General features: G+C 34.2%; 21 protein-coding genes, 1 pseudogene and 1 riboswitch. Of the genes and pseudogenes, 4 read left to right on the top strand and 18 right to left on the bottom strand.

From position 1 onward, the window contains the following. Nucleotides 1-7: 7 nt before the first annotated feature. From rpsN to MKX82_RS22850, 3 genes are all read right to left on the bottom strand, one after another. On the bottom strand, nucleotides 8-277 hold the full coding sequence (gene rpsN, locus MKX82_RS22860; protein ID WP_233317195.1) for a 30S ribosomal protein S14: 270 nt from the start codon (nucleotides 275-277) through the stop codon (nucleotides 8-10). Between the two features lie 66 nt (nucleotides 278-343). Beyond that, the gene (rpmG, locus tag MKX82_RS22855; RefSeq protein WP_233317196.1) at nucleotides 344-493 is read right to left on the bottom strand and encodes a 50S ribosomal protein L33; all 150 of its coding nucleotides are present in this window, start codon (nucleotides 491-493) and stop codon (nucleotides 344-346) included. Between the two features lie 23 nt (nucleotides 494-516). Beyond that, on the bottom strand, nucleotides 517-1692 hold the full coding sequence (locus tag MKX82_RS22850; RefSeq protein WP_341081605.1) for a GTP-binding protein: 1176 nt from the start codon (nucleotides 1690-1692) through the stop codon (nucleotides 517-519). A 435-nt stretch (nucleotides 1693-2127) separates the two neighbouring features. On the opposite strand from MKX82_RS22850, the pseudogene MKX82_RS22845 reads away from it, so the two are divergent. Beyond that, a pseudogene (locus MKX82_RS22845) lies at nucleotides 2128-2268 on the top strand (DUF3231 family protein); the annotation flags it as partial. Nucleotides 2269-2360: 92 nt separating this feature from the next. Here MKX82_RS22845 and MKX82_RS22840 read toward each other — a convergent pair. The 6 genes from MKX82_RS22840 to MKX82_RS22815 all read right to left on the bottom strand — a co-directional run bounded on the left by MKX82_RS22840 (nucleotide 2361) and on the right by MKX82_RS22815 (nucleotide 7998). Next, nucleotides 2361-2537 (bottom strand): SE1832 family protein, encoded by a 177-nt coding sequence (locus MKX82_RS22840; RefSeq protein WP_341080340.1) that lies wholly within the window; start codon nucleotides 2535-2537, stop codon nucleotides 2361-2363. A 378-nt stretch (nucleotides 2538-2915) separates the two neighbouring features. Continuing rightward, complete coding sequence (locus MKX82_RS22835) at nucleotides 2916-4196, bottom strand: Na+/H+ antiporter NhaC family protein (RefSeq protein ID WP_341080337.1); 1281 nt, start codon at nucleotides 4194-4196, stop codon at nucleotides 2916-2918. 103 nt (nucleotides 4197-4299) lie between these two features. Continuing rightward, nucleotides 4300-4407: riboswitch (SAM riboswitch) on the bottom strand. A gap of 171 nt (nucleotides 4408-4578) precedes the next feature. Next, nucleotides 4579-5031 carry a hypothetical protein gene (locus MKX82_RS22830; RefSeq protein ID WP_233317201.1) on the bottom strand — a complete coding sequence of 151 codons (453 nt, stop codon included), beginning with the start codon at nucleotides 5029-5031 and terminating at the stop codon, nucleotides 4579-4581. A 2-nt stretch (nucleotides 5032-5033) separates the two neighbouring features. Further along, on the bottom strand, nucleotides 5034-5804 hold the full coding sequence (locus MKX82_RS22825) for a hypothetical protein (protein ID WP_341080335.1): 771 nt from the start codon (nucleotides 5802-5804) through the stop codon (nucleotides 5034-5036). Nucleotides 5805-6207: 403 nt separating this feature from the next. Beyond that, complete coding sequence (locus tag MKX82_RS22820) at nucleotides 6208-7206, bottom strand: DUF3231 family protein (RefSeq protein WP_341080333.1); 999 nt, start codon at nucleotides 7204-7206, stop codon at nucleotides 6208-6210. A gap of 246 nt (nucleotides 7207-7452) precedes the next feature. Further along, entirely contained in the window at nucleotides 7453-7998 is a 546-nt protein-coding gene (locus tag MKX82_RS22815; RefSeq protein WP_341080331.1) for a TetR/AcrR family transcriptional regulator, read from the bottom strand. 172 nt (nucleotides 7999-8170) lie between these two features. Between MKX82_RS22815 and MKX82_RS22810 the strand changes: the two genes are divergently transcribed. After that, the gene (locus MKX82_RS22810) at nucleotides 8171-9622 is read left to right on the top strand and encodes a DHA2 family efflux MFS transporter permease subunit (protein WP_341080329.1); all 1452 of its coding nucleotides are present in this window, start codon (nucleotides 8171-8173) and stop codon (nucleotides 9620-9622) included. A 107-nt stretch (nucleotides 9623-9729) separates the two neighbouring features. Here MKX82_RS22810 and MKX82_RS22805 read toward each other — a convergent pair whose 3' ends face one another. Then, nucleotides 9730-10254 carry a Ger(x)C family spore germination C-terminal domain-containing protein gene (locus MKX82_RS22805; RefSeq protein ID WP_341080328.1) on the bottom strand — a complete coding sequence of 175 codons (525 nt, stop codon included), beginning with the start codon at nucleotides 10252-10254 and terminating at the stop codon, nucleotides 9730-9732. Between the two features lie 845 nt (nucleotides 10255-11099). Here MKX82_RS22805 and MKX82_RS22800 point away from each other — a divergent pair. Together MKX82_RS22800 and MKX82_RS22795 are read left to right on the top strand one after the other, a co-directional pair. Further along, entirely contained in the window at nucleotides 11100-12200 is a 1101-nt protein-coding gene (locus tag MKX82_RS22800) for a YibE/F family protein (RefSeq protein WP_341081602.1), read from the top strand. Continuing rightward, on the top strand, nucleotides 12197-12973 hold the full coding sequence (locus MKX82_RS22795; RefSeq protein WP_341080327.1) for a YibE/F family protein: 777 nt from the start codon (nucleotides 12197-12199) through the stop codon (nucleotides 12971-12973). Before MKX82_RS22800 ends, MKX82_RS22795 begins: the two co-directional genes overlap by 4 nt. A 75-nt stretch (nucleotides 12974-13048) precedes the next feature. On the opposite strand, the gene mnhG is transcribed toward MKX82_RS22795, so the two are convergent. The 8 genes from mnhG to MKX82_RS22755 form a co-directional block, all read right to left on the bottom strand. Further along, nucleotides 13049-13408: a monovalent cation/H(+) antiporter subunit G gene (gene mnhG, locus MKX82_RS22790; protein WP_233317209.1), complete on the bottom strand. Its 360-nt coding sequence runs from the start codon at nucleotides 13406-13408 to the stop codon at nucleotides 13049-13051. Then, on the bottom strand, nucleotides 13392-13661 hold the full coding sequence (locus MKX82_RS22785) for a Na(+)/H(+) antiporter subunit F1 (protein ID WP_396953849.1): 270 nt from the start codon (nucleotides 13659-13661) through the stop codon (nucleotides 13392-13394). Before MKX82_RS22785 ends, mnhG begins: the two co-directional genes overlap by 17 nt. A 14-nt stretch (nucleotides 13662-13675) precedes the next feature. Further along, nucleotides 13676-14152, bottom strand: a complete 477-nt coding sequence (locus tag MKX82_RS22780) for a Na+/H+ antiporter subunit E (protein WP_341080322.1) — start codon at nucleotides 14150-14152, stop codon at nucleotides 13676-13678. Nucleotides 14153-14156: 4 nt separating this feature from the next. Then, nucleotides 14157-15638: a Na+/H+ antiporter subunit D gene (locus tag MKX82_RS22775; RefSeq protein WP_341080321.1), complete on the bottom strand. Its 1482-nt coding sequence runs from the start codon at nucleotides 15636-15638 to the stop codon at nucleotides 14157-14159. Further along, a complete protein-coding gene (locus tag MKX82_RS22770; RefSeq protein ID WP_233317213.1) occupies nucleotides 15631-15972 on the bottom strand; it encodes a Na(+)/H(+) antiporter subunit C in 342 nt (113 codons plus the stop codon). Before MKX82_RS22770 ends, MKX82_RS22775 begins: the two co-directional genes overlap by 8 nt. After that, nucleotides 15972-16394, bottom strand: coding sequence for a Na(+)/H(+) antiporter subunit B (locus MKX82_RS22765; RefSeq protein ID WP_233317291.1), 423 nt, complete (start codon nucleotides 16392-16394; stop codon nucleotides 15972-15974). The genes MKX82_RS22770 and MKX82_RS22765 overlap by 1 nt, the downstream gene beginning before the upstream one ends. Then, nucleotides 16381-18780 carry a Na+/H+ antiporter subunit A gene (locus MKX82_RS22760; protein WP_341080318.1) on the bottom strand — a complete coding sequence of 800 codons (2400 nt, stop codon included), beginning with the start codon at nucleotides 18778-18780 and terminating at the stop codon, nucleotides 16381-16383. Before MKX82_RS22760 ends, MKX82_RS22765 begins: the two co-directional genes overlap by 14 nt. Nucleotides 18781-19760: 980 nt before the next feature. Next, nucleotides 19761-20573, bottom strand: coding sequence for an SMI1/KNR4 family protein (locus MKX82_RS22755; RefSeq protein WP_341080317.1), 813 nt, complete (start codon nucleotides 20571-20573; stop codon nucleotides 19761-19763). Between the last annotated feature and the right edge of the window lie 33 nt (nucleotides 20574-20606).

Below are 20606 nucleotides of genomic sequence, written 5' to 3'. Positions count from 1 at the left end.
TAACTTATTACCAACTTGCTTTCTTAACACCTGGAATTTGCCCTTTATGAGCATACTCTCTGAAGGCAATGCGGGACATTTTAAATTTTCTTAAGTACCCTCTAGGTCTGCCAGTAACTTCACATCTGTTTTTTAGTCGTGTTGGAGAGGAATCTCTCGGAAGTTTTCTAAGTCCTTCATAATCACCTTTTTCCTTTAATTCGATCCGAATAGCTGCATACTTTTCCACCATAGCTTGCCGTTTTTTCTCTTTTACTACTTTAGATTTTTTTGCCACTTATTTAACCTCCTTTTATAAATCGAAACTATTACGATTTAAAAACTATAACTAATTAATCAATACTTATTTTGTTTCTCTATGCAAAGTTCGTCTTTTTAAACGTGGGCAATATTTCATTAATTCTATTCTATCTGGATTATTTCGTTTGTTTTTTGTAGTAATATAGTTTCTGTCTCCTGTTTCTGTACATGCCAATGTAATATTCACTCTCATTTTTGTTCCTCCTGATTCTTTTATTAGACGTTAAATGATGGAAATGGGTCTAAAAATTTGGTCCAATCTTTAGTCATTTCTATCTCTGTAAGAAGGCACTTATCTAAATCATTTTCTAGTTGCTTTTGATCCATTCCAATGCCAATCAAAACTAACTCTGTCATTCGGTCACCATGCACAGGATCCCATCTTTTTTGCAGCACAGCATCTTCCTCTAGAATTTGGTTAATTTCCGTATCCGGGTATGTAGCTACCCATTTCCCAGCTCCTTGAATCGATAAAGATGTGCCTGCTTGTGATAACAGCCCAGAATCATTATTCCTAGTCGCTAGCCATATAAACCCTTTAGCACGTACCACTTCTGCTGGCCATGTTTCAATCCAAGCCATTAGTCTTACTGGATGAAACGGCTTCTTTCTCCGATATACAAAAGAAGATATTCCATATTCTTCTGTTTCAGGAATATGTTCCTCATTAAGTTCTTTCATCCAACCTGCACTTTGGCTAGCAGCTTCAAAATCAAAAAGGCCTGTATTTAACACTTTATCGAGTGGAACTTGTGAAAATTCACTTCTGTATATTTTCGCTTCAGGGTTAAATTGTTTAATGATTGCTGTTAATTTTTCTTGATTTTCTTTTGAAATTAAATCCATTTTGTTCAGTAAGATAACGTCGGCAAATTCTATTTGATCTATTAGCAGATCAGCTACTTCTCGAACATCCAGTTCATCAACAGCTTGTTTACGATCCAGCAAGCTTTCCCCTGAACCATAATCATGCCAAAACCGATTAGCATCTACTACCGTTACCATAGTGTCCAGTCTACAAAATTCAGTTAGATCAATCCCCATACTCTCATCCACATATGTAAATGTTTGCGCAACCGGGATTGGCTCACTAATACCGCTGGATTCAATTATAATATAATCAATATCACCGTTTTGGGCGAGTTTTTCCACTTCTATTATTAAATCCTCGCGAAGTGTGCAGCATATACAGCCATTTTGCATTTCTACCAGCTTCTCGTCCGTTCTCGAAAATCCTCCCTGCTTCACCAATGATGCATCAACATTAATTTCACTCATATCATTTACGATAACAGCAACTTTAAGATTTTCTCTATTAGATAAAATATGATTAAGCAGAGTTGTCTTACCTGAACCAAGATATCCGCTTAATACCGTTACCGGGATTTTTATTACTCAAATATTTTCACTCCTTACAATAACAACTACTATTGCATTATACACGGATATTATGTAAATCGCAATAATTACGATTTACATTTTAGATAATTTAATTCTTCTACCTGTTAATCAATAATGTATAAACGAATATAACAGGTATTAAACTAAACGACTTATGATCAAATTACTTCTGTACCTTTTATATATCGTCTTGCACCACCAGCTGGCTGCTGGATTTATATAGGACTAGTCAGCTTCATCCAATAAATATAATTCTGACTCTACTATTTTATTTTCAGTAATAATAAATTTGTGTGAAGTGTAACGTAATCTTATTACTTGAACTGCCATCTTCCACTATACTCCATAAGTTTCTGTCGTAATTCTCCCAAATAATATTTTTAGAAACTTCATTATTAGAGTGCTTTCTTTCGTTTAAGAAATGATCTTTCAATGAAGTCGATTATGCTTGCGAAAGATGTATATTTTTTCGCTCAAGAAGGCAGTAAAATTAAAATTAAGCACAGATGGTTTGAAGAACCGCCTCAAATGGAAGACCGCAATCAGATCATTAAGGATAAGAGCTGAGTTCTGACATTATCTTATTACTTTAAAAGCCATCCACTTGTAAAAGGGATGGCTTTGTAATTACCTTCGTTAATCTTGGAACTTACATTCTTTTAAGCTTTACTTAACATCTGATTAAGTGATCTTAATTCTTCCTCCATTTCAGTGAGCCTTTTTTGTAAAGGAGCTAAGTTTCCTTTTACATACTCCAATTTTTCTAAATTATCTTGAACCTGTAAATATTCGTTCTTTAATTCCAGAATTTTATATTCAATGTCTTTTTTATTCATTTTTTCCTCCCCCTATGTCGTATATAGATATCTCATTTCTAGTTTAACTTTTTGTTCGCAATAATCGCAATATATTTAAAGTTAAGATCAAAGCAGCTTCTGTATCACTTCATACTGCCATTATCTCCTGTTAACATAACTGTTTGCATAATTCCACTATATACTAAGAGTTTCTTGCGCAAACGCGAAGCTTTCACGGAAAGTATCTGCCACCGATATTACTGCAAAATAACTACTGTCTTCTCCTTTTTTACACTTGATTTACATAGGCTTTGACTTTACTTAATGAGACATTCATAAGCGGTTCTTTTAGGTCACTAAATTGCTAAAAAAATAGCTGCCAAATTGGCAGCTATTTTATGTGAAAATCACTGATGTTTATATCTTCTTTTTTTTCGGATAGCCAATAAGAATAGCAATAATACCGCAGATGCCGATGAGAATAGGATAAAATGAATACTGCATGATACTCACTGGAGATATTCCGGCTACGCTTGCCGCTGCCAGTATTTGAGCTCCGTATGGTAGAAGACCTTGGAACGTACATGAGAAGAGATCCAATATACTTGCAGACTTTCGTGGTTCTATTCCATACTGATCAGCGATATTTTTTGCGAGAGGACCTGTAATTAATATAGCAATAGTATTATTAGCCGTTGATATATCGGCTAAGCTCACTAAACCTGCAATACCAAATTCTGCACCCTTTTTGGATTTAATTCTCTTAGTCACGAGATGCAGCAGAAAGTCGATACCACCGTTAAACTTAATAACTTCCACCATTCCAGCTATTAATATTGCCAGAAAGGCTATTTCATACATGCCGGCCATTCCTTCTCCAATCTTTTGCAGAAGGCTCATTATTTGATAGCTGCCATCTAATAAACCAACGGCTCCGGCGAGAACAGTCCCTAATGCTAAAACAAGGAATACATTCATACCTGCTAATGCAAAGATAATAACTAGAAGGTATGGAACGATTTTTACCCAACTATAGCTTAAATGCTCAACTTGCGACGTTCCCCCGATTGTAATAACTCCTAAAATAATGCTCGTTATAATAGCTGCTGGCAATACAATCCAAAAATTAACTTTAAATTTATCCTTCATTTCTGCACCTTGTGAACGAACAGCCGTAATGGTTGTATCGGAAATAAAGGATAAGTTATCGCCAAACATTGAACCACCAACAATACCAGCCATTACTAAAGCCATGGAAATATCGGTATGATCGCTTATCCCAACACCAATTGGTGCTAGTGCAACAATTGTTCCCATTGAAGTACCCATTGATAGGGAAATGAAGCAGGCAATGATAAATATACCTACGACAAGCAAGTTTTGCGGAACAAAGGATAAAGTCAGATTAACAGTGGAGTCCACCGCTCCCATACCTTTTGCTACTTCTGAAAATGCTCCGGCTAACAGAAAAATGACAACCATCAGCATTACATTGGAATTTCCTGCTCCTTTGCAAAATATATCAACTTTTCGTTCAAAAGTTTCCTTACGATTCATCGCCAGTGCCACAGCACCCGAAATAACGATGGCTACTAGGACAGGAAAAGCATAGAAATCACCTGTAATAACCCCTGAACCAATAAATAAAATCAAAAAAACAACAAATGGAATCAACGCCCATGGATTCCCTTTCTTCATTCAAAAACCTCCAAAGAATATGAAATAAAACGTTTTTTTTGCAACAAAAAAGACCTTATCTTGAACGACAAGAAGAGGTCTTATATTTATCTATAAAACACTCCTCTTATCTTTCAAGCTGGTGCTTGCTGGATTTGGCACAGCAACTTAAATGTTAAGTTCCGCTGCCGAGATATCATCGGGCCAGTCCCTCCATCTCTCTTGATAAGAAGATATTAATTTATTTTTTGTCACAATAGATAGTAGAATACCATGATTATGGATCTCTTTTCAACCTATTTTTTTAGATCTTATGGTTTCTTGATGAAAAGTTCTAGTAGGACTATGCTTTAGGCAGCTAGTTTTTAAACCTCTCTGCTTTGATGTTTCTGGATTTCTTTTGTTAATTTACTTTGCCCACACTTAATGCAAAGTGTTTCCAAAGAATTTTCTCCACTTCATTGTGTTCTGAATCCATACATTCAATTATAAGAAGAACTTCCGTTTTTTTGCCTTTTACTCTAACGCTTACTTTTTTTCTCCGGTGGATAAATAAATCGATAATTAAACCAAAAATAAAACCAGATATCGCTCCAATTAACCCCCAATAAATTGGCCCCCACTCTAGTTCAAATCCCCTGCTTGCTCCTAACACAGAAAAAAACACAGAAAAAACGATTCCTTTATTTATTAAGGAGACTCCATCTGACTGATGGATTGTATCAAAAAGCCCAACGCTCTCTGTATTAATAGAATCTAAAGGGACAGTTAAAATATTATGAATACCTTTTTGTTCAATCTCTCTTATTGCTAGTTCCAATTGAAGAGAATATTCAAAAGTAGAAAAAACTTGCATCGTTATTTCACCCGGTTACTTTTAAATTTTAAGTTAAAGGATTGATAATTATTTATTAAAAACATCTTTTGTTCTGCTGCAAAGAGTTTATTATTCTCAACAGTATTTAAATACGTTTCATAAATATTAAAGAAATATAATGACGGCAAATAAAAGAACCATTGTTTATCTAAGATATCTGTTGATTTATGAATATCTCCTAATAATAAGTAATGAAATGCAGCAATTACATGGGAAAAATGTACAAAGAAGACAGTTGTTATAAGGACGAAGATGGCTGAAAATATTTGATGCAAATATAACTGACCCATACCCGGTATACTTAATGACCAAATGACTGCGATGAGTGGATCTCTTTTATCCACATAATTTATTTCAAAGGGTTTTACAGTGATCGCTTCAATTGGTGGTTCTTCTTTTTCAGCTAATAAATAAATATTATTTAATTCTACCGTTGCACGGTAACTGTCCCATATGGCAAACAAATAAACCGGTATATACATGTACACATAATTAATATTTAATACATCTTTTGCTAACTGAATTTCTCCCATAAAGGAATAGGCCATCGCGAGGTTTAATTGAGATTTCTGGTTAATAAATACTTCCCAAATAATAAGGGCAAATCCTCTTATATATTTATGAAGTAATAAGTGCCCATAGCCAGGAAAAGTAACAGACCACAAAGCTACTATATAAGGGCTTCTCGGATGGATATAGGTTGTGCCCCAAATACTTATCTTGGCTAGTTTGCGACGAACTTTTTTAGTCATAGAGGTTCCTCCACGAATTTACTCAGGCTTACAACCTCAGAAATAATTAAAAATTTGAAAATTTGAAATACGCCCTTCGGTTTTGTATTATAAGTATGCTTCACAATGAGTATGAATATTTATTAATAACTAATTTTCCTTTAGTTTGCACATATAGGGTGTACCCGCACATCCTGAAAAAAAGCAGACAAAGCTGATATATCATTCCAATCCTTGAATTATTCAGACAACCAAAAGCCATATAACAACATGTCTACTCTTTGTTATATGGCTTTTAATAGTCAAAAAAATAAGATGTTAACCAGCATTAACAATTAGATTAACTTATTAATAAGGCCTGTACATTTCGTAAAGAGGGTTATTTTGCATATTTATGTACTGAACCTTCCTCTTTAGTAAAGGGTTAGTTCATTAACTGATTTCGGTCAGCGGCAAATGGCGGTCTCTCTAACCATTCATTTTTAATAAGCAGATCCATACCATCCTCTGCATAGAGACCAATTTCTCCTAACAAGCGTGTGTAATCAGCACCTATGTCACGCCTCATTGAAGCAGAGAGTGCTGTCCCATAATTACCAACGCCAGCAGCAACCATTAAGGAGATATGAAACATCATTAATTTATCTGAAAAAGGAGGCTCTTTTATTGGCTGAATATGTGCATCCCAAGTTGTAGGAGCAGGCAAATCATTTTTAATTAAATACTTACTGAAGATTTCCACATGTTTCTTAGAAATCTCCTTTCCTCGTTTCATATACTTTTTTATTTCGTCTGATTTAACTACTTGTCCAAAAGCAGTAGCCATTGCTGACCCCATATGATTCGTTTGGATATTTGAGAATAAGTGAGTAACCTCACTAGCTGTTAATGGTCTTTGCTTTCCCCACCATCCTGCTATAAACCCTTGTTGCTCTACCATGTCTACTTCTTCTAAATAAGGGATATAGGGAGAACGAATTTCAAGTCCTTTAGATAATAATAAACTTGCCGCCTCATTGAACAACTCCATAGTCGAAGAAATACAAGACATAAAATGTTCCTTCACATCCTTACGAAAGGTATGTGGCAATATGACACTGTAAGTTGCTAAAGCTCCCTTAGTCATCTGTCTTGTATATAGAAGGAAAAATTCATCAGAAAATAACCGAGGAGAATTTACATTAACATCTTCATCTGTAAAACCATGTGGTATAATATGACCTTCTTCTTTAAATATGTCTGAGATAACTTTTACATGCTGTTGTGACAAATCTAATGCATGCTCCAACACTGTTTTGATTTCTGCATCTTCTACTTTTGCTAAATAATACTTATACACACAAATGTAAAGAGAATCACTAAGATAATTGGCCCATAATCCACCAATTTCAGATGATGTGAGACGAATATGATGATTTTCCAAAGTAGTTCCCTCCGTTTTTACAATAGCCCTTTACTTACCATAGCTCTTCTTCTCATTGTCTTTCAGTTCTAGGACATTTTCTAATTTGAATGACATAATAAAAGAAATTCCTAAATTATTCAGACACTCCTAGCTTTATTATGTTTTAATTAATACTCTTTATACCTCAATGAAAGCAATACATAAGGAATCTGCTATCCTTGAAGATAAATATATCCCAACTGAATATTTTATAATTTCAAAATATTACCCTCTATACAGCAAGCTAATTTGCTTTGCAATATATTCTGAGCTATATTGAAGTCCATTTCTTATCCACCACATAATAATTCCTACCAAAGATGCTGTTTTAATCTCAACTGTTACATAATCTTCTGGTAAATCTGTATGGGAGTTGTCCCTTCTCGTTTCTACTAAATGTTTTAGCATGCCAAATAGCTGCTCTTCAAAGTCATCCATACTAAATAATCGAAGCAAATAAATACGATGAGCATAAAGATTATCAAGCATTTGGGTTAGTTTCTGTTTTTCTGATAAATCTTTTGTGTGGGTAAGTGCCGTGATTTTTTCAGAAAGGCTATTTAGAAGCTCATCAGCGATTTGTGCAAGTAAATCTTGAATGTCCTGATAATGTAAGTAAAAAGTTGTGCGGTTTAAGTTAGCTTTCGTTGTAATTTTTTTTATCGTTAAGTCTGAAACAGAATGGTTCTCAGCTAATAGTTCAAAAACGGCATTTTTTATCATTTCTTTAGAACGAATGGAGCGAGGATCTTCCTTTTTATATATAGTCATTTTTAACTCCTTTGTAGTTTTTCTGCTAGTTTCATCGACACTTAAAGTTATGATTGTCGAGTAATAGACAAAGTCTATAAATCTGTTCATGGTCATGGAATACTTATTTTGATACTATGAACTTTATCGACACGATGTCGTAAAACTAATTATGAAACAAAGGAGTTATGAAATGCAAATGGAAATAACAGATACAAATAAAAAGATTTTAATGGTTGTGCTCATTGCAGGCTGTTTTTTATCTACCTTAAATCAGACTTTATTAAATGTTGCACTAAGCAGTTTAATGGATGTCTTTAAGGTGAATGCTGCCACTATTCAATGGATATCAACGGGCTTTATGCTAGTAAATGGCGTCTTAGTTCCTATTACTGCTTTTTTAATGAAGCGGTTTACTACTAGACAATTATTTATTAGCTCTATGTTCTTTTTGTTGGTTGGTTCGATATTATGCGGAATAGCCACGAATTTCAGCATCTTGCTAGTTGGACGAATGATTCAGGCTATTGGAGCAGGTATAATTATGCCTCAGATGATGACAGTTATTTTATATTTATATCCTCTTGAAAAGCGTGGAAGCATTATGGGAACCATTGGTTTTGCAATGATTTTCGCTCCTGCAATTGCCCCGACCTTATCTGGGTTTATCATTGAATATGTGTCATGGAGATGGCTGTTTATTGGATTAGTTCCGTTTGTTGTTTTGGTGATATTGTTAGCATTCAAATTTTTGATGAATGTTTCCGAAACTTCAAAAGCAAAATTAGATATACACAGTGTTACTTTATCAACGCTTGGGTTTGGGTGTATTTTATTTGGATTCAGCAGCGCAGGAAGCAAAGGCTGGGATCATCCAGTGGTACTGACTACTCTTGTAATTGGAATAATTGTGACTACCCTTTTCTGTATGCGTCAATTAAGATCTAACGACCCTTTACTCAATTTAACTGTTTTTAAGTATAGAATTTTTAGCCTTACCTCCTTTATTAACATACTGATTACTATGATTATGTATGCAGACCTTATTCTTTTACCTATTTACCTTCAAAATGGACGAGGGTTTAGTGCATTTGAAGCTGGCCTGTTACTGTTGCCTGGAGCTGTGATTAATGCGTTTTTATCTCCAGTCACAGGTAAAATGTATGACAAATACGGGGCTAGACCTCTCTTTGTAACTGGTTTAGTATTTATCATTATTTCTATGTGGGGAGCTATCGATTTAAGTGAATCAACTACTTATATGTATTTAATGGTTCGGACTATCATTTTAAGAATAGGACTGAGTTGTATTACAATGCCTTTAAATACGGCAGGATTGAATGCTTTACCTAGAAACTTAGGTTCACATGGATCAGCAGTTAATAATACAATTCGTCAATTAGCTGGTGCCATCGGAACAGCCGTTGTCATTACTGTCTATACAGTACAGGCAAGTTCACATGCTACAGAGCTGGCCATAAAAGGTGAAAATACGTCTGCTGCAATGCTTGCTAAATTAGCCTCTATTTATGGCTCAAGTGATGCTTATTTATTTATGTTAGTATTATCCTTTATAGCACTCGTTGTAGCATGCTTTATGCCTAAAAAGGCTGCTGTTATCGAAACAAAAGTAAATCAGACATAAATAATCAGCGATAAGGAAAGCATATCTGTTCTTCTCAGATATGCTTTTTAATGTTGGTATTCATCTTCCAACCACATTACTATATAAGAAGTAATTTACACTAATACTTACTTTTTCATTAAGTATGGATTTTTTCTTAAGCCTGCTCTTTTTATTTCAGAATTAAAATCAATATATATTTCGGCTTTTGCATACCCGTCATCCCAAGTATCTTTATACTTCTTGAAATGTTGATAGTCTTGTTCTCTAAGGCTTTCTCCTAATCCAAAAATATCAGCATTAAACTCTTCTTTTGTTTTAACAATAAATTTCTTAATGCTTTCTTCCATCCTATCATTCATCGCTTTTTCTAATCCTTCAAAGGCACCAGCTTCACTAATATTCTCTAGGCAATTATTACCTTCCAAATATCCCTCTGTCTTTATTTTTATATAAAATTTTGGTATTCCGTTTGTCTCCTTTGCCGTAATTTTTGTTTTAGTATGAGTAATATGATAACCAAACCTTTTTTCACTCTTTTCACATTTTGCCGTTAGCACTGTATTTTTTATCTTCCCTTGTACAAAGAGCATATCCCTAACTTCATTTAAATTCGCATACCCGGCAAGTTTGCCCATTTTGAATACTGCCATAGAATCTACTATTATTTGACTATCTGGTACCTCTGTTTTTAAGTTATCAGTACTTCCGCCTTTTTTAGGATTATCATCTTTGAAGAATAATTATTCACTTCTCAGTACCGTATCTTGCCACCTTTGATATACATACATAATGAGAGACATGACAGTCATCAAAAGCACTGATTCAAATCCATTCATTTCTTGCCGTTCAAATAAATGAAGCTTCCCCATAAAAGGGGGTTACAATATAGCTCTGGAAGATATCAAATAGCAAATTAATAATAAAATACAACAGGAAATTTCCATATGTAAAATAAAAAATCAATAAAGTCCCTACAGCAAACATCCCATAAACTGATGGAGATATATTAGTTAAAAAAGGCAAATTTTTCGTAACAGTAAACCAATTTAGTTTTTGTGCTAACTGATATACGACTGAGTTTAAAACAATGGATAATAACAATACTGGAAAGAATCTTTTTACCTTCTGCTTATCAAAAAACAACAATAGTATCCACGGTAAAATTAGTAAGGACCACCATAATATTTGACTCATTATATTATCACCTATCATCTCTTTACTTTTAATATGTGTACCGGTGGTAAGATTAATACAAGAAGTATACTAAGACCAAAGTGAAAACATAGCTTACTTATTTTATTACTAGAAATGAATTCCTATCTCACAGAGAATTAGGAATCTTTTCTTTTTTATTCTTTTTTGTAATTATCTACTGAGTAGTGTTATTGTATCTATAGGCAAAATGTTTCCTTCACGAAACATTTTGAAACTCAGTCAAACTTACTAACATTTTATAAGGTGGTGAAGATGCTTGTTAAGTAGACTATCTAAACAGATGCCAACTAAAAATAAGGTATTGTATACCCTTTTATTACTTTCCTTTGTACTCTCTATTATTTTTGTTCAAAATAACTATTCCTTATATGAAAAACCTATTGCTAAGGTCATGAAAACAAATATAGAGGAAGTGACTGCAGTAAAAGATGCAAATAATGAAGATCGGATACATGTACAAAATATCGTTGCTGAATTACAAAATGGCAGTGACAAAGGTAAAAAGATATATTTGATTAATGAATATTCAGATTCTAAAGCTTTAGATAATAAACTTCATGCAGGTTATGATTTATTTGTTTCTCTCCATGATAACCATAACGGTAAATTAACTGGCACGATTCTTGATGTGAAACGTGATAAATATTTACTGATGATTGCATGGGTCTTTATAATAGTTTTACTTTTGATTGGAAAAAAGCAAGGGCTGCTGTCCATTATCAGTTTAATTGTTAATGCTTTCCTTTTATCTGACGCATTAGATTTATACATAAATAATTCAACCTTGAGCTTAGTCTGGATTTGTGTCTTTAGCGTTATATTATTTACTATAGTTACTTTATTGTTAGTAAATGGATTTAATGAAAAGACATATGCTGCTATTATTGCCACTCTTCTTGGAACCTTTAGCTCCTTATTAATTACGTATCTAGTTCTTTTCATAACTGGTGAGAAGGGACTTCGCTATGAGGAACTGCAATTTATTACGCGCCCATACAAAATGGTTTTTATGGCTGGTTTATTCATTGGTTCATTAGGAGCTGTAATGGATGTAGCCATTACAATGTCCTCTACCGTTTTTGGATTGTATGATAAAAACAATCATATACCGATAAAGGCTCTTATTAAATCTGGCATGGAAGTTGGCAGAGATATTATGGGGACGATGACTAATATTCTGTTTTTTGCGTATGTCAGCGGTTCGATTCCTCTTCTCATTCTCTATTTTAAAAATGGCTCACCATTTGGCTATACTCTTTCCCTGAACCTATCATTAGAAATTGCTAGAGCTTTAGCCGGGGGCATAGGAATAGTACTAACAATTCCTATTGGCCTATACACAACTATATTTTTTGTGAATCGAAAGAGGAAAAGTCTATGAATGTATTAGTATTGCTTGCCGTTATATTATTTCTCTTAATGTTCATTTTTGGTGGAAGAAAGGGTGTAAAGTCTTTTTTTGCTATATTTTTGAACTTTGGTGTCATTATTTTCACGGTTATACTAATGAACGACGCAAATTTCAATCCAGTTATTTTAACTATTGTTGCATGTGTCATAATTAGCTGTATCAATTTGTTCTATATAAACGAAGTCAATAATAAGACAAAGCCGGCCTTTATATCAACACTTATTTCTACAGTTTTATTGCTGATAATTATTATTTACACAACTAATAAGGCGATGATTCAAGGGTTTGGTGAAGAAGAAATTGCAGAGCTTGGTATGTTTTCCTTTTTCATAGGCTTAGATTTTGTAAAAATTGCAGCATCTGTCATTATTATGAGTACGATAGGTGCGATAACAGATACCGCTATAGCCGTCTCTTCCCCTATGCGAGAAATGCAATATCATAACCCAAACATAAGCCGAAAAGAGTTATTCCTTTTTGGTATGAGTATTGGAAGAGATATATTAGGAACGAGTACAAATACGTTGTTTTTCGCCTTTGTCGGAGGATATTTGGCTTTGTTAATTTGGTTTAAAGATTTGGCTTATTCTATTGGAGAAGTAGTAAATTCAAAAATTTTCAGCTCCGAAATGATTACCATACTTTGTTCTGGTATTGGAGTTGCGATTGTTATTCCTATCACTGCTTGGGTAACTGCGTACTTTTTAACAAAAGCTAATAAATCAAACAATACAGTAAGTTAAAACAGTTAGCTTATTTTGGAAACTCCAAAACCCTTCCATCTATTTAAACGGAAGGGTTTGAGTTATTTATATTCCTTATTTCTGAAGTCTCTTTTCGTCTTTACTACTCTTTAGATCATCTTGTATACTTTTATCCCATAGCTCTACGCCTGAATTATAGGCAGCTCTACCGATTAAATGCCCTGCAACAGGTGACGTTAGAAAGAAGAAAACAATCCCCAGTAAAATCCTTGAATTAAAATGACCATTAATAAAATAAAAATATAGAAAAGTAGCCAGTAGAATAACCATGATTCCAAGTGTTGATGCTTTGGATGCTGCGTGATTCCTTGTATATACGTCTGGAAGTCTTATAACACCTAAAGCAGCTACTAAATGAAGAAGAACTCCAATGGCAATTAATAAGCCAACAATCACCTTAACTATCTCGGTCATTTTCAATCACCTCTCCCTTCTCTAAAAACTTAGAAAAGGCTACAGTACCAATGAATGCCAGAATACCAATGACTAAAATAACTTCAAGAAAAGCACTCGTATTTAATACAATGGATATTAGTGCGGTAAGACCTGCTAAGCTAATACCGATAGCATCTAGTGCAACCACTCTATCAGGTGTTGTTGGGCCTTTAATTGCTCTGTAGGTAAATCCTATCATAGCAATGACGATTAACAATATTGCAATATACATAAATGTTTCAAACATTATCGCCCCACCTCCAGAATTGCTTTCTCAAATGTGTTTTTAATAGAGTCAATGGATTCTTGTGCATCATTAATATCCAAAGCATGCACATATAATATTTTGTTATCAGGAGATACTTCAATCACTAAAGTTCCAGGTGTCAAGGTGATCAGATTTGCTAGAATGGTTATCTCCCAATTCTTTTCTAAAATGGTGGGATATGCAAAAATACCCGGCTTCATATCCAACTTTGGCTTTAAGACCGTTTTTACAACTGCTATGTTTGAGCTGATTAATTCTCTAATAAAAATATATGTGAGATTCAATACAGCAAGTATTCTAAAAAGGTAAAATCGAGATGAAAAGAAATTCCTGAATATATAGAGGATTAGCAAACCAAAAAGATATCCTTTAAAAAAAGCAACAGGTTCAAACGATACAGTCATTACCATCCACATAAATCCAAGAAGCACGTTTAATAATAGTTGAAATGCCACGTTATCACTCCTTTAAGACTGCATCAATATAAATTTCTGGTTTAACCAATGTCTCAGCTGCCTGTGAGATATACGGATAAACCGCTTCAGCTCCAACACCATAAAGAATCGAAATCATAATTAGGATTATTGGTGCAATCATTAAAGTCTTCACTGGTACTTTCTCCTCCCCATCATAGGAACGAGGTGTACCCCAAAATCCATTTATAAAAATTTTCATAATCGAAAGCAATATTAGAAGACTAGATAGTAATACAATAGCAGCACCAAGGTAATTCTCTGCTTCAAAACCACCTTTTACAATTAAAAGCTTTCCGATAAAACCGCTTAAAGGAGGAATTCCTGCAAGGGATAATGCACTTAAGAAAAAGGTCCAGGCTAAACCAGGGTATTGTTTAATCAGTCCACTAATCTCTTTTAAATTACTAGTTCCAGTAATACTGATCATAATACCTACTAATAGAAATAGCGTGGCTTTAATAATCATATCGTGAATTAAATAAAACACCGAACCTGTAAGCGAATCTGGTGTCATCGCAGAAATACCAAATAGAATAACGCCAACTGCAATTATAATATTGTAAATAATAATTTTTTTGATGTCCGAAAAAGCAAGTGCACCAATTAAACCAAAGATAATACTCAATATGGCCAGAATGGCTAAAATCTTGCTAGTATAGCCAGTATCATGATAAAAAAGTAAAGTGTATGTTCTCATAATCGAGTATACCCCTACCTTTGTCAGCAAAGCCCCGAATAACGCCATTACGGGAATAGGCGGAGCATAGTAAGAACCTGGAAGCCAGAAGTATAAGGGGAAAACCGCTCCTTTTAACCCAAAAACCACTAAAAATAAAATAGCAATGACTGTTACAATTCCCGGCTGCCCCACTTCACTAATTCTTTCCGAAATATGGGCCATATTCAGTGTCCCAACAACTGAATACAAATAAGCAACTGTGATAACAAATAAAGCAGAAGAAATAATATTCACAAGAAGATATTTTATAGATTCACGCAGTTGTATTTTTGTTCCTCCAAGTACAATAAGGGCATAAGATGCCATCAACATCACTTCAAAAAATACAAACAGATTGAAAATATCTCCTGTTGTAAATGCACCATTTACGCCAACAATTAAAAAGTTAAAACATGGATAGTAATAGAACCTTTCCCGCGCTTCTCCAATACTTCGGAAAGAGTAAAGGAGAGTAGTACATGCAACAATACTAGTAGTAAGCACAAGCAATGCTGATAACATGTCAGATACGAGCGTAATTCCGAATGGAGCTTCCCAGCTAGAAACATCCAGTGTTTGTATACCATCCTGTCTAATCTTTTGTACTATTAGGACAGATACAATTACATTTAAACTGGAGGATATACCTGAAATCCACCTTTGAGCGATAACGTTTTTCGAAAAGAAAATCATTATAACTCCCGTAATTAAAGGAATTAGTATGGGTAAAAGTAAAAAATTAATCATTGCCATCCATTCCTCTCAATTTTTCCATATTGTCAGTACCAAGCTCTTGATACGCACGATAGGCTAAAACTAAGAAAAAGGCTGTTACCCCAAAACTAATGACAATAGCCGTTAAAATTAATGCCTGAGGAATTGGGTCTGTATAGGTTTCTGCATTTTCCCCAAGCAATGGCGCAGCTCCCTTTTTTAAGCCTCCCATTGTTAAAATAAGCAAATGAGCTCCATGACTTAATAACCCAGTTCCTACAATAATGCGCAGCAAACTTTTGGAAAGCATTAAATAGGTTGCACACATAAACAATATCCCAATAACAAAGATCATGATTATTTCCATTATTCATCTCCTCCAATCGTTTGAATAATAGTCATTGTTACTCCTACAACTACTAAGAAAACACCTAAATCAAAAATCGTAGCTGTATGCAGGGAAAGGTCTCCTAAGATTGGAATATCTATATGCGTATACGCATGCGTAAGGAAGGGAATGTTGAAAAGCAATGCCCCTGCTCCTGTTCCAATGGAAAAAAGAAGCCCTGTTGCAATCATGTACATATAATTAAATGGCAATATTTTTTTTACCGTCTTTAAGTCAAAAGCCAATAGTAATAATACAATAGCTCCAGATGTTAATAGCCCCCCTACGAAGCCTCCTCCTGGTGTGTAATGACCTGTGAAGAAAATAAACACAGAGAAGATAAGAATGATAAATAATACGATTTTCGTTGTGGTTTGTAAAATTACATCATTTGTTTTCAGTTTTCTTCCCTCCCTTAAGGCGTAGCTTAATTAATCCAAAAATACCAATTGCAGCAATTGCCAGGACAGTAATTTCAAACATGGTGTCAAGTCCGCGGAAATCAACTAAGATGACATTTACCATATTCTTCCCCGCTGCCTCTTTATACGTGTTTTCAATATAATAGTGTGCAATCGAATCAAATAACTTATTGCTGTGTGCTGATAAGCCAATCAGAATAACAATGGCTCCGACCCCTATAGAAATAAGGGCATTTGTTAATTTAAACGAAATTCGTTCTTCGCGCTTCTTTAACTTTGGCAAATGATAAAAACAAAGCAAAAATAACGCAACAGATATTGTTTCAATAACAAGTTGAGTTAATGCCAAATCAGGAGCTCTGTATATCACAAAAAATAAGGAAACAGAATAGCCAACCGCTCCCAATAAAATAATTGAAGTCAATCGTGATTTAACGAAAAGAATGCTTATCGCTACAATGCAAATACCGACAGCAAGGATGACCTCAGCAATATGAATGTTTGATATATTACTTGTATCAAACTTAAAGGCATCCTTTATAAATAACGTAGTTCCTAGAATAAGAATAAAAAATATAAACAAGTAGAGAAGATACGTTCTAGAAGATCCCGTTAAGATACTGCTGGTTATTCTGCGAGAAACCTTTTCTGTCCTATTTAATGCACCATCATAAAGATGGTTTAAGGACAGTTTCTCAGGGAAAATCTTATAAACCTCTCTCCATCTTGGATAAGTCTTATACAGCAAGAAACCAATTGCAATAACACCAATAGTCATATATAGCTCCGTATTAAAACCATGCCAGAATGAAATATGAACATCGACTGCAAAGTCAGGCATGATAGCAGAAACGGCTGGTGAAATAATGGTATTTGAAAGAACATTAGGAAAAAATCCAAATGCAATAACAAGTGAAGCCAAAACAACCGGTGGAATTAACATGCCAATTGGAGCCTCATGCGGCTTTTTCTTAAGCTTCTCAGGCTGAAATTTGCCAGTGAACGTTTTAAATACTAAAATCATGCTGTACACAAAAGTAAAAATACTAGCAATCCACGCGATAACAGGAAACAGTATTCCAATCGTTTCCATATTTAAGATATCCATGCTTAACACACGTACCATAGCAGTGAAAAACATTTCCTTACTTAAGAACCCATTAAAAGGCGGAAGACCAGCCATCGAAAACGTCCCAATAATCGCAACAGTAAAGGTAATTGGCATGAATGGCATTAATCCACCAAGCTTACGGATATCTCTTGTTCCGGTTTCATGATCGACAATTCCAACTACCATAAATAGAGCACCCTTAAAGGTGGCATGATTAATTAAATGGAATACAGCTGCTGCTGTAGCGACCATATAATAACTGTCTTTAATAGAATCGAAGTGTAACGCAGCTCCTCCAATACCAAGCAATGTCATAATCATCCCGAGTTGACTAATCGTTGAAAAGGCAAGGATGCCTTTTAAGTCTGTTTGTTTAACGGCTGAGAAAGAACCCCAAAACAAGGTGACAATCCCAAACCCTGCTACTAACCAAACCCATAGAGCCGTTTCAGCAAAGACTGGACTCATTCTCGCTACTAAGTAAATCCCCGCTTTCACCATTGTTGCTGAATGAAGATAGGCACTTACAGGCGTTGGAGCTTCCATAGCATCCGGTAACCAAATATGAAATGGAAATTGAGCTGATTTTGTAAAAGCTCCAAGTAAAATACAAAGCATTGCTGGTATAAAGAAGTGATTTGTCATTAGTTCTGGCGATTGCTGAATGATCGCAGAAATGCTGAAGGTCCCTGTCATTACATAGAGTAGAATGATACCTCCTAACATGGAAAGTCCGCCAAAAACAGTAATCAGCATTGATTTTTGGGCGCCATACCGTGACTTTTCACGTTTGTACCAATAGCCAATTAGTAAAAAGGAAGAAAAGCTAGTGAATTCCCAAAAAGTATACAAAACAATCAAGTTATCTGACAGAACAACACCGAGCATTGCTCCCATGAACAGCAGCAAATATACATAAAAATTATTTAACTGTTCTTTATCCTTTTGTAAGTAATACACAGAATAAAGAACCACTAAAGAACCAATACCTGTAATTAAAAGTGCAAATAACAAAGCTAAACCATCGACCTTAACCGTAAAGTCTATTCCTAGAGATGGAATCCAAGCAAAGGATTTGGTGACAGTTTGTTGAGCAGAGGTGATTGATATAAAAGATAAAAAATAACTGAACAAAAGAACTGGCAATGTAAGAACAAACCACCCCGTATGTACTCGCCTAAAAACCTTAAACAGGATAGGTACAAAAATAGCAAGTAAGAATGGTGAAATTACCGCTAAATGAAGCAAAGACAAAGAAATCCCCCCTAATATAAATATCTATTGTTATAAACAGGAACAGCAAATTATGTTTTTCTTAATAATCCCACGTTGTGACTCTTTAGTAGTGTCTTCTTCAGACTAACCAAATATGTGAAAACCTATATAGATTGGTAATTTGTATAAATTACTGCCTATAAACCAAACCTAATACTGGTGGTGCTGATCAGGATAAAATGGAAAAAATCTATCTCTATTTTTATACTTGTTTTACTTTTTTTAAGTTTTTGGCAACTGGCTGAAAAGCAGAAACGTGAAACTTCTTTACTCACTCATGTTTTAGAAATGGAAGCACTAATCCCAACTACTAATGAACTAGAAAAGGTTTTTCAAAGTAAAATGCATGCCTCTTTTCAATCAAGAGGAATATGTTAGAGTTAATAAAGTTTTATAAAAGTACAATAAAAAAAGCCTGTCATTAGGGCATAGTTATCCCCTAGTGACAGGCTCCTCCATTTTTTACTCACATTATCATTTAACTTTCGTAACTCAATTCTTATCTGCACCATTTTATCCTAAAACCAAATTCCATTCAAGTACTTATCTTTAATACCCCTTTTTATCTATAAAAAAACCTAAAAAAATATTTAAGTTAGTCTCCCTTTTATAACTATATGTTTATAATGTATTAATTATAAATAGACATTAAAAATAATCGTAATGAACCCTTTCTATCTAGGCAAATAACAAGAGCATTTATTTCCCCCGATACATTAGAGGAGATTTCTTCTCCTTCTGTGTAAAGCCGACAGGAAACTTGCTGCCAACTGAACATAAACATTAATAGTAATCCGTTTTTATGCAATGTCGGTCCTTACAATTCTTAATGAAATATTTAAAACTGGTAGCTAATCCGCTTAAATGTGGTTTATTATATTAAGAAAGTTTACATGAAAGTTGAACCGATACAATAATTCTCTTAAGAAGAATTTTAAGTATTAGGTATTTTACTTTGTTCACATAATTCCTTCATTTATATCTTTAATAGTTTCTTCTATTTCTTCAAGAAAATATTGAATGGTCGGATCATTATCATTTTTAAGTTCAACAATAACTTTCTGAATTAAAGATTTATCTATTACATATTGTGCAGTTACTACTCTCCATACCGCTTCTGCTGCATAATCTTTTAAATCTTCATTTCCACTTTTTATAAAATTCATTACATAACCAAAATATTCCTCATGGATACTTTCATCATATATAAACGAATTAAATATATCAAAACCCTCTATAATATGATCCTCTTCGGTACTATTAATTAACTTTCTAGCATCCTCAATTGTTGGAAGCGGCGTTGTTCTTAAGCCTTCCTCTTCATCATGCTCATGTACGTATAAGTGGTTGATGAATTCTTGAAAAGTATCATATAGTTGGGTGATTCTATCTGTATCTGTTTCAATATATATAACCTTTGGTTCTTCGCCATGATAGTAGTCTAGGGCAAACCAACTATGACCATCCCCGCTGATTAAAATAATATTACTTTTACTAATCCCCCACTCTTGTCTGAAATAATCTGTTTCCATTATCCCTTTATCTTTTTTTATTCCATGAAGATTATCTATTTCTAAATAGTCATCTCCATCCCATCTATTTAAAGCTATAGGTAATGCATTATATATTAGTGTTCCACCATTTTGTTTTTTTAATAGTTTGATATAACCATCAGGTAATTTAACTCCAAAATAATCTTCTGCCAAATGTATATCTTCATCTGACAGATTATCCAATCTGTATTGGCTTGATTCAACATGCCAAATGTCCATTTAAAACCAGCCTTTCCAACGATTATAGTTTTT

It is taken from the genome of Niallia sp. FSL R7-0271, from assembly GCF_038005785.1.
In the GTDB taxonomy this organism is placed as follows: Bacteria; Bacillota; Bacilli; order Bacillales; family Cytobacillaceae; genus Niallia.
This window is presented reverse-complemented; position numbering and strand designations above follow the sequence as displayed.

What these genes read in the sequence shown, in the direction of transcription:
- rpmG (WP_233317196.1), bottom strand. Translation starts at nt 493, where the DNA reads ATGAGAGTGAATATTACATTGGCATGTACAGAAACAGGAGACAGAAAC.
- MKX82_RS22840 (WP_341080340.1), bottom strand. Translation starts at nt 2,537, where the DNA reads ATGAATAAAAAAGACATTGAATATAAAATTCTGGAATTAAAGAACGAA.
- MKX82_RS22835 (WP_341080337.1), bottom strand. Translation starts at nt 4,196, where the DNA reads ATGAAGAAAGGGAATCCATGGGCGTTGATTCCATTTGTTGTTTTTTTG.
- MKX82_RS22830 (WP_233317201.1), bottom strand. Translation starts at nt 5,031, where the DNA reads ATGCAAGTTTTTTCTACTTTTGAATATTCTCTTCAATTGGAACTAGCA.
- MKX82_RS22825 (WP_341080335.1), bottom strand. Translation starts at nt 5,804, where the DNA reads ATGACTAAAAAAGTTCGTCGCAAACTAGCCAAGATAAGTATTTGGGGC.
- MKX82_RS22815 (WP_341080331.1), bottom strand. Translation starts at nt 7,998, where the DNA reads ATGACTATATATAAAAAGGAAGATCCTCGCTCCATTCGTTCTAAAGAA.
- MKX82_RS22810 (WP_341080329.1), top strand. Translation starts at nt 8,171, where the DNA reads ATGCAAATGGAAATAACAGATACAAATAAAAAGATTTTAATGGTTGTG.
- MKX82_RS22805 (WP_341080328.1), bottom strand. Translation starts at nt 10,254, where the DNA reads ATGGCAGTATTCAAAATGGGCAAACTTGCCGGGTATGCGAATTTAAAT.
- MKX82_RS22800 (WP_341081602.1), top strand. Translation starts at nt 11,100, where the DNA reads ATGCCAACTAAAAATAAGGTATTGTATACCCTTTTATTACTTTCCTTT.
- MKX82_RS22795 (WP_341080327.1), top strand. Translation starts at nt 12,197, where the DNA reads ATGAATGTATTAGTATTGCTTGCCGTTATATTATTTCTCTTAATGTTC.
- mnhG (WP_233317209.1), bottom strand. Translation starts at nt 13,408, where the DNA reads ATGACCGAGATAGTTAAGGTGATTGTTGGCTTATTAATTGCCATTGGA.
- MKX82_RS22785 (WP_396953849.1), bottom strand. Translation starts at nt 13,661, where the DNA reads ATGTATATTGCAATATTGTTAATCGTCATTGCTATGATAGGATTTACC.
- MKX82_RS22775 (WP_341080321.1), bottom strand. Translation starts at nt 15,638, where the DNA reads ATGATTAATTTTTTACTTTTACCCATACTAATTCCTTTAATTACGGGA.
- MKX82_RS22770 (WP_233317213.1), bottom strand. Translation starts at nt 15,972, where the DNA reads ATGGAAATAATCATGATCTTTGTTATTGGGATATTGTTTATGTGTGCA.
- MKX82_RS22755 (WP_341080317.1), bottom strand. Translation starts at nt 20,573, where the DNA reads ATGGACATTTGGCATGTTGAATCAAGCCAATACAGATTGGATAATCTG.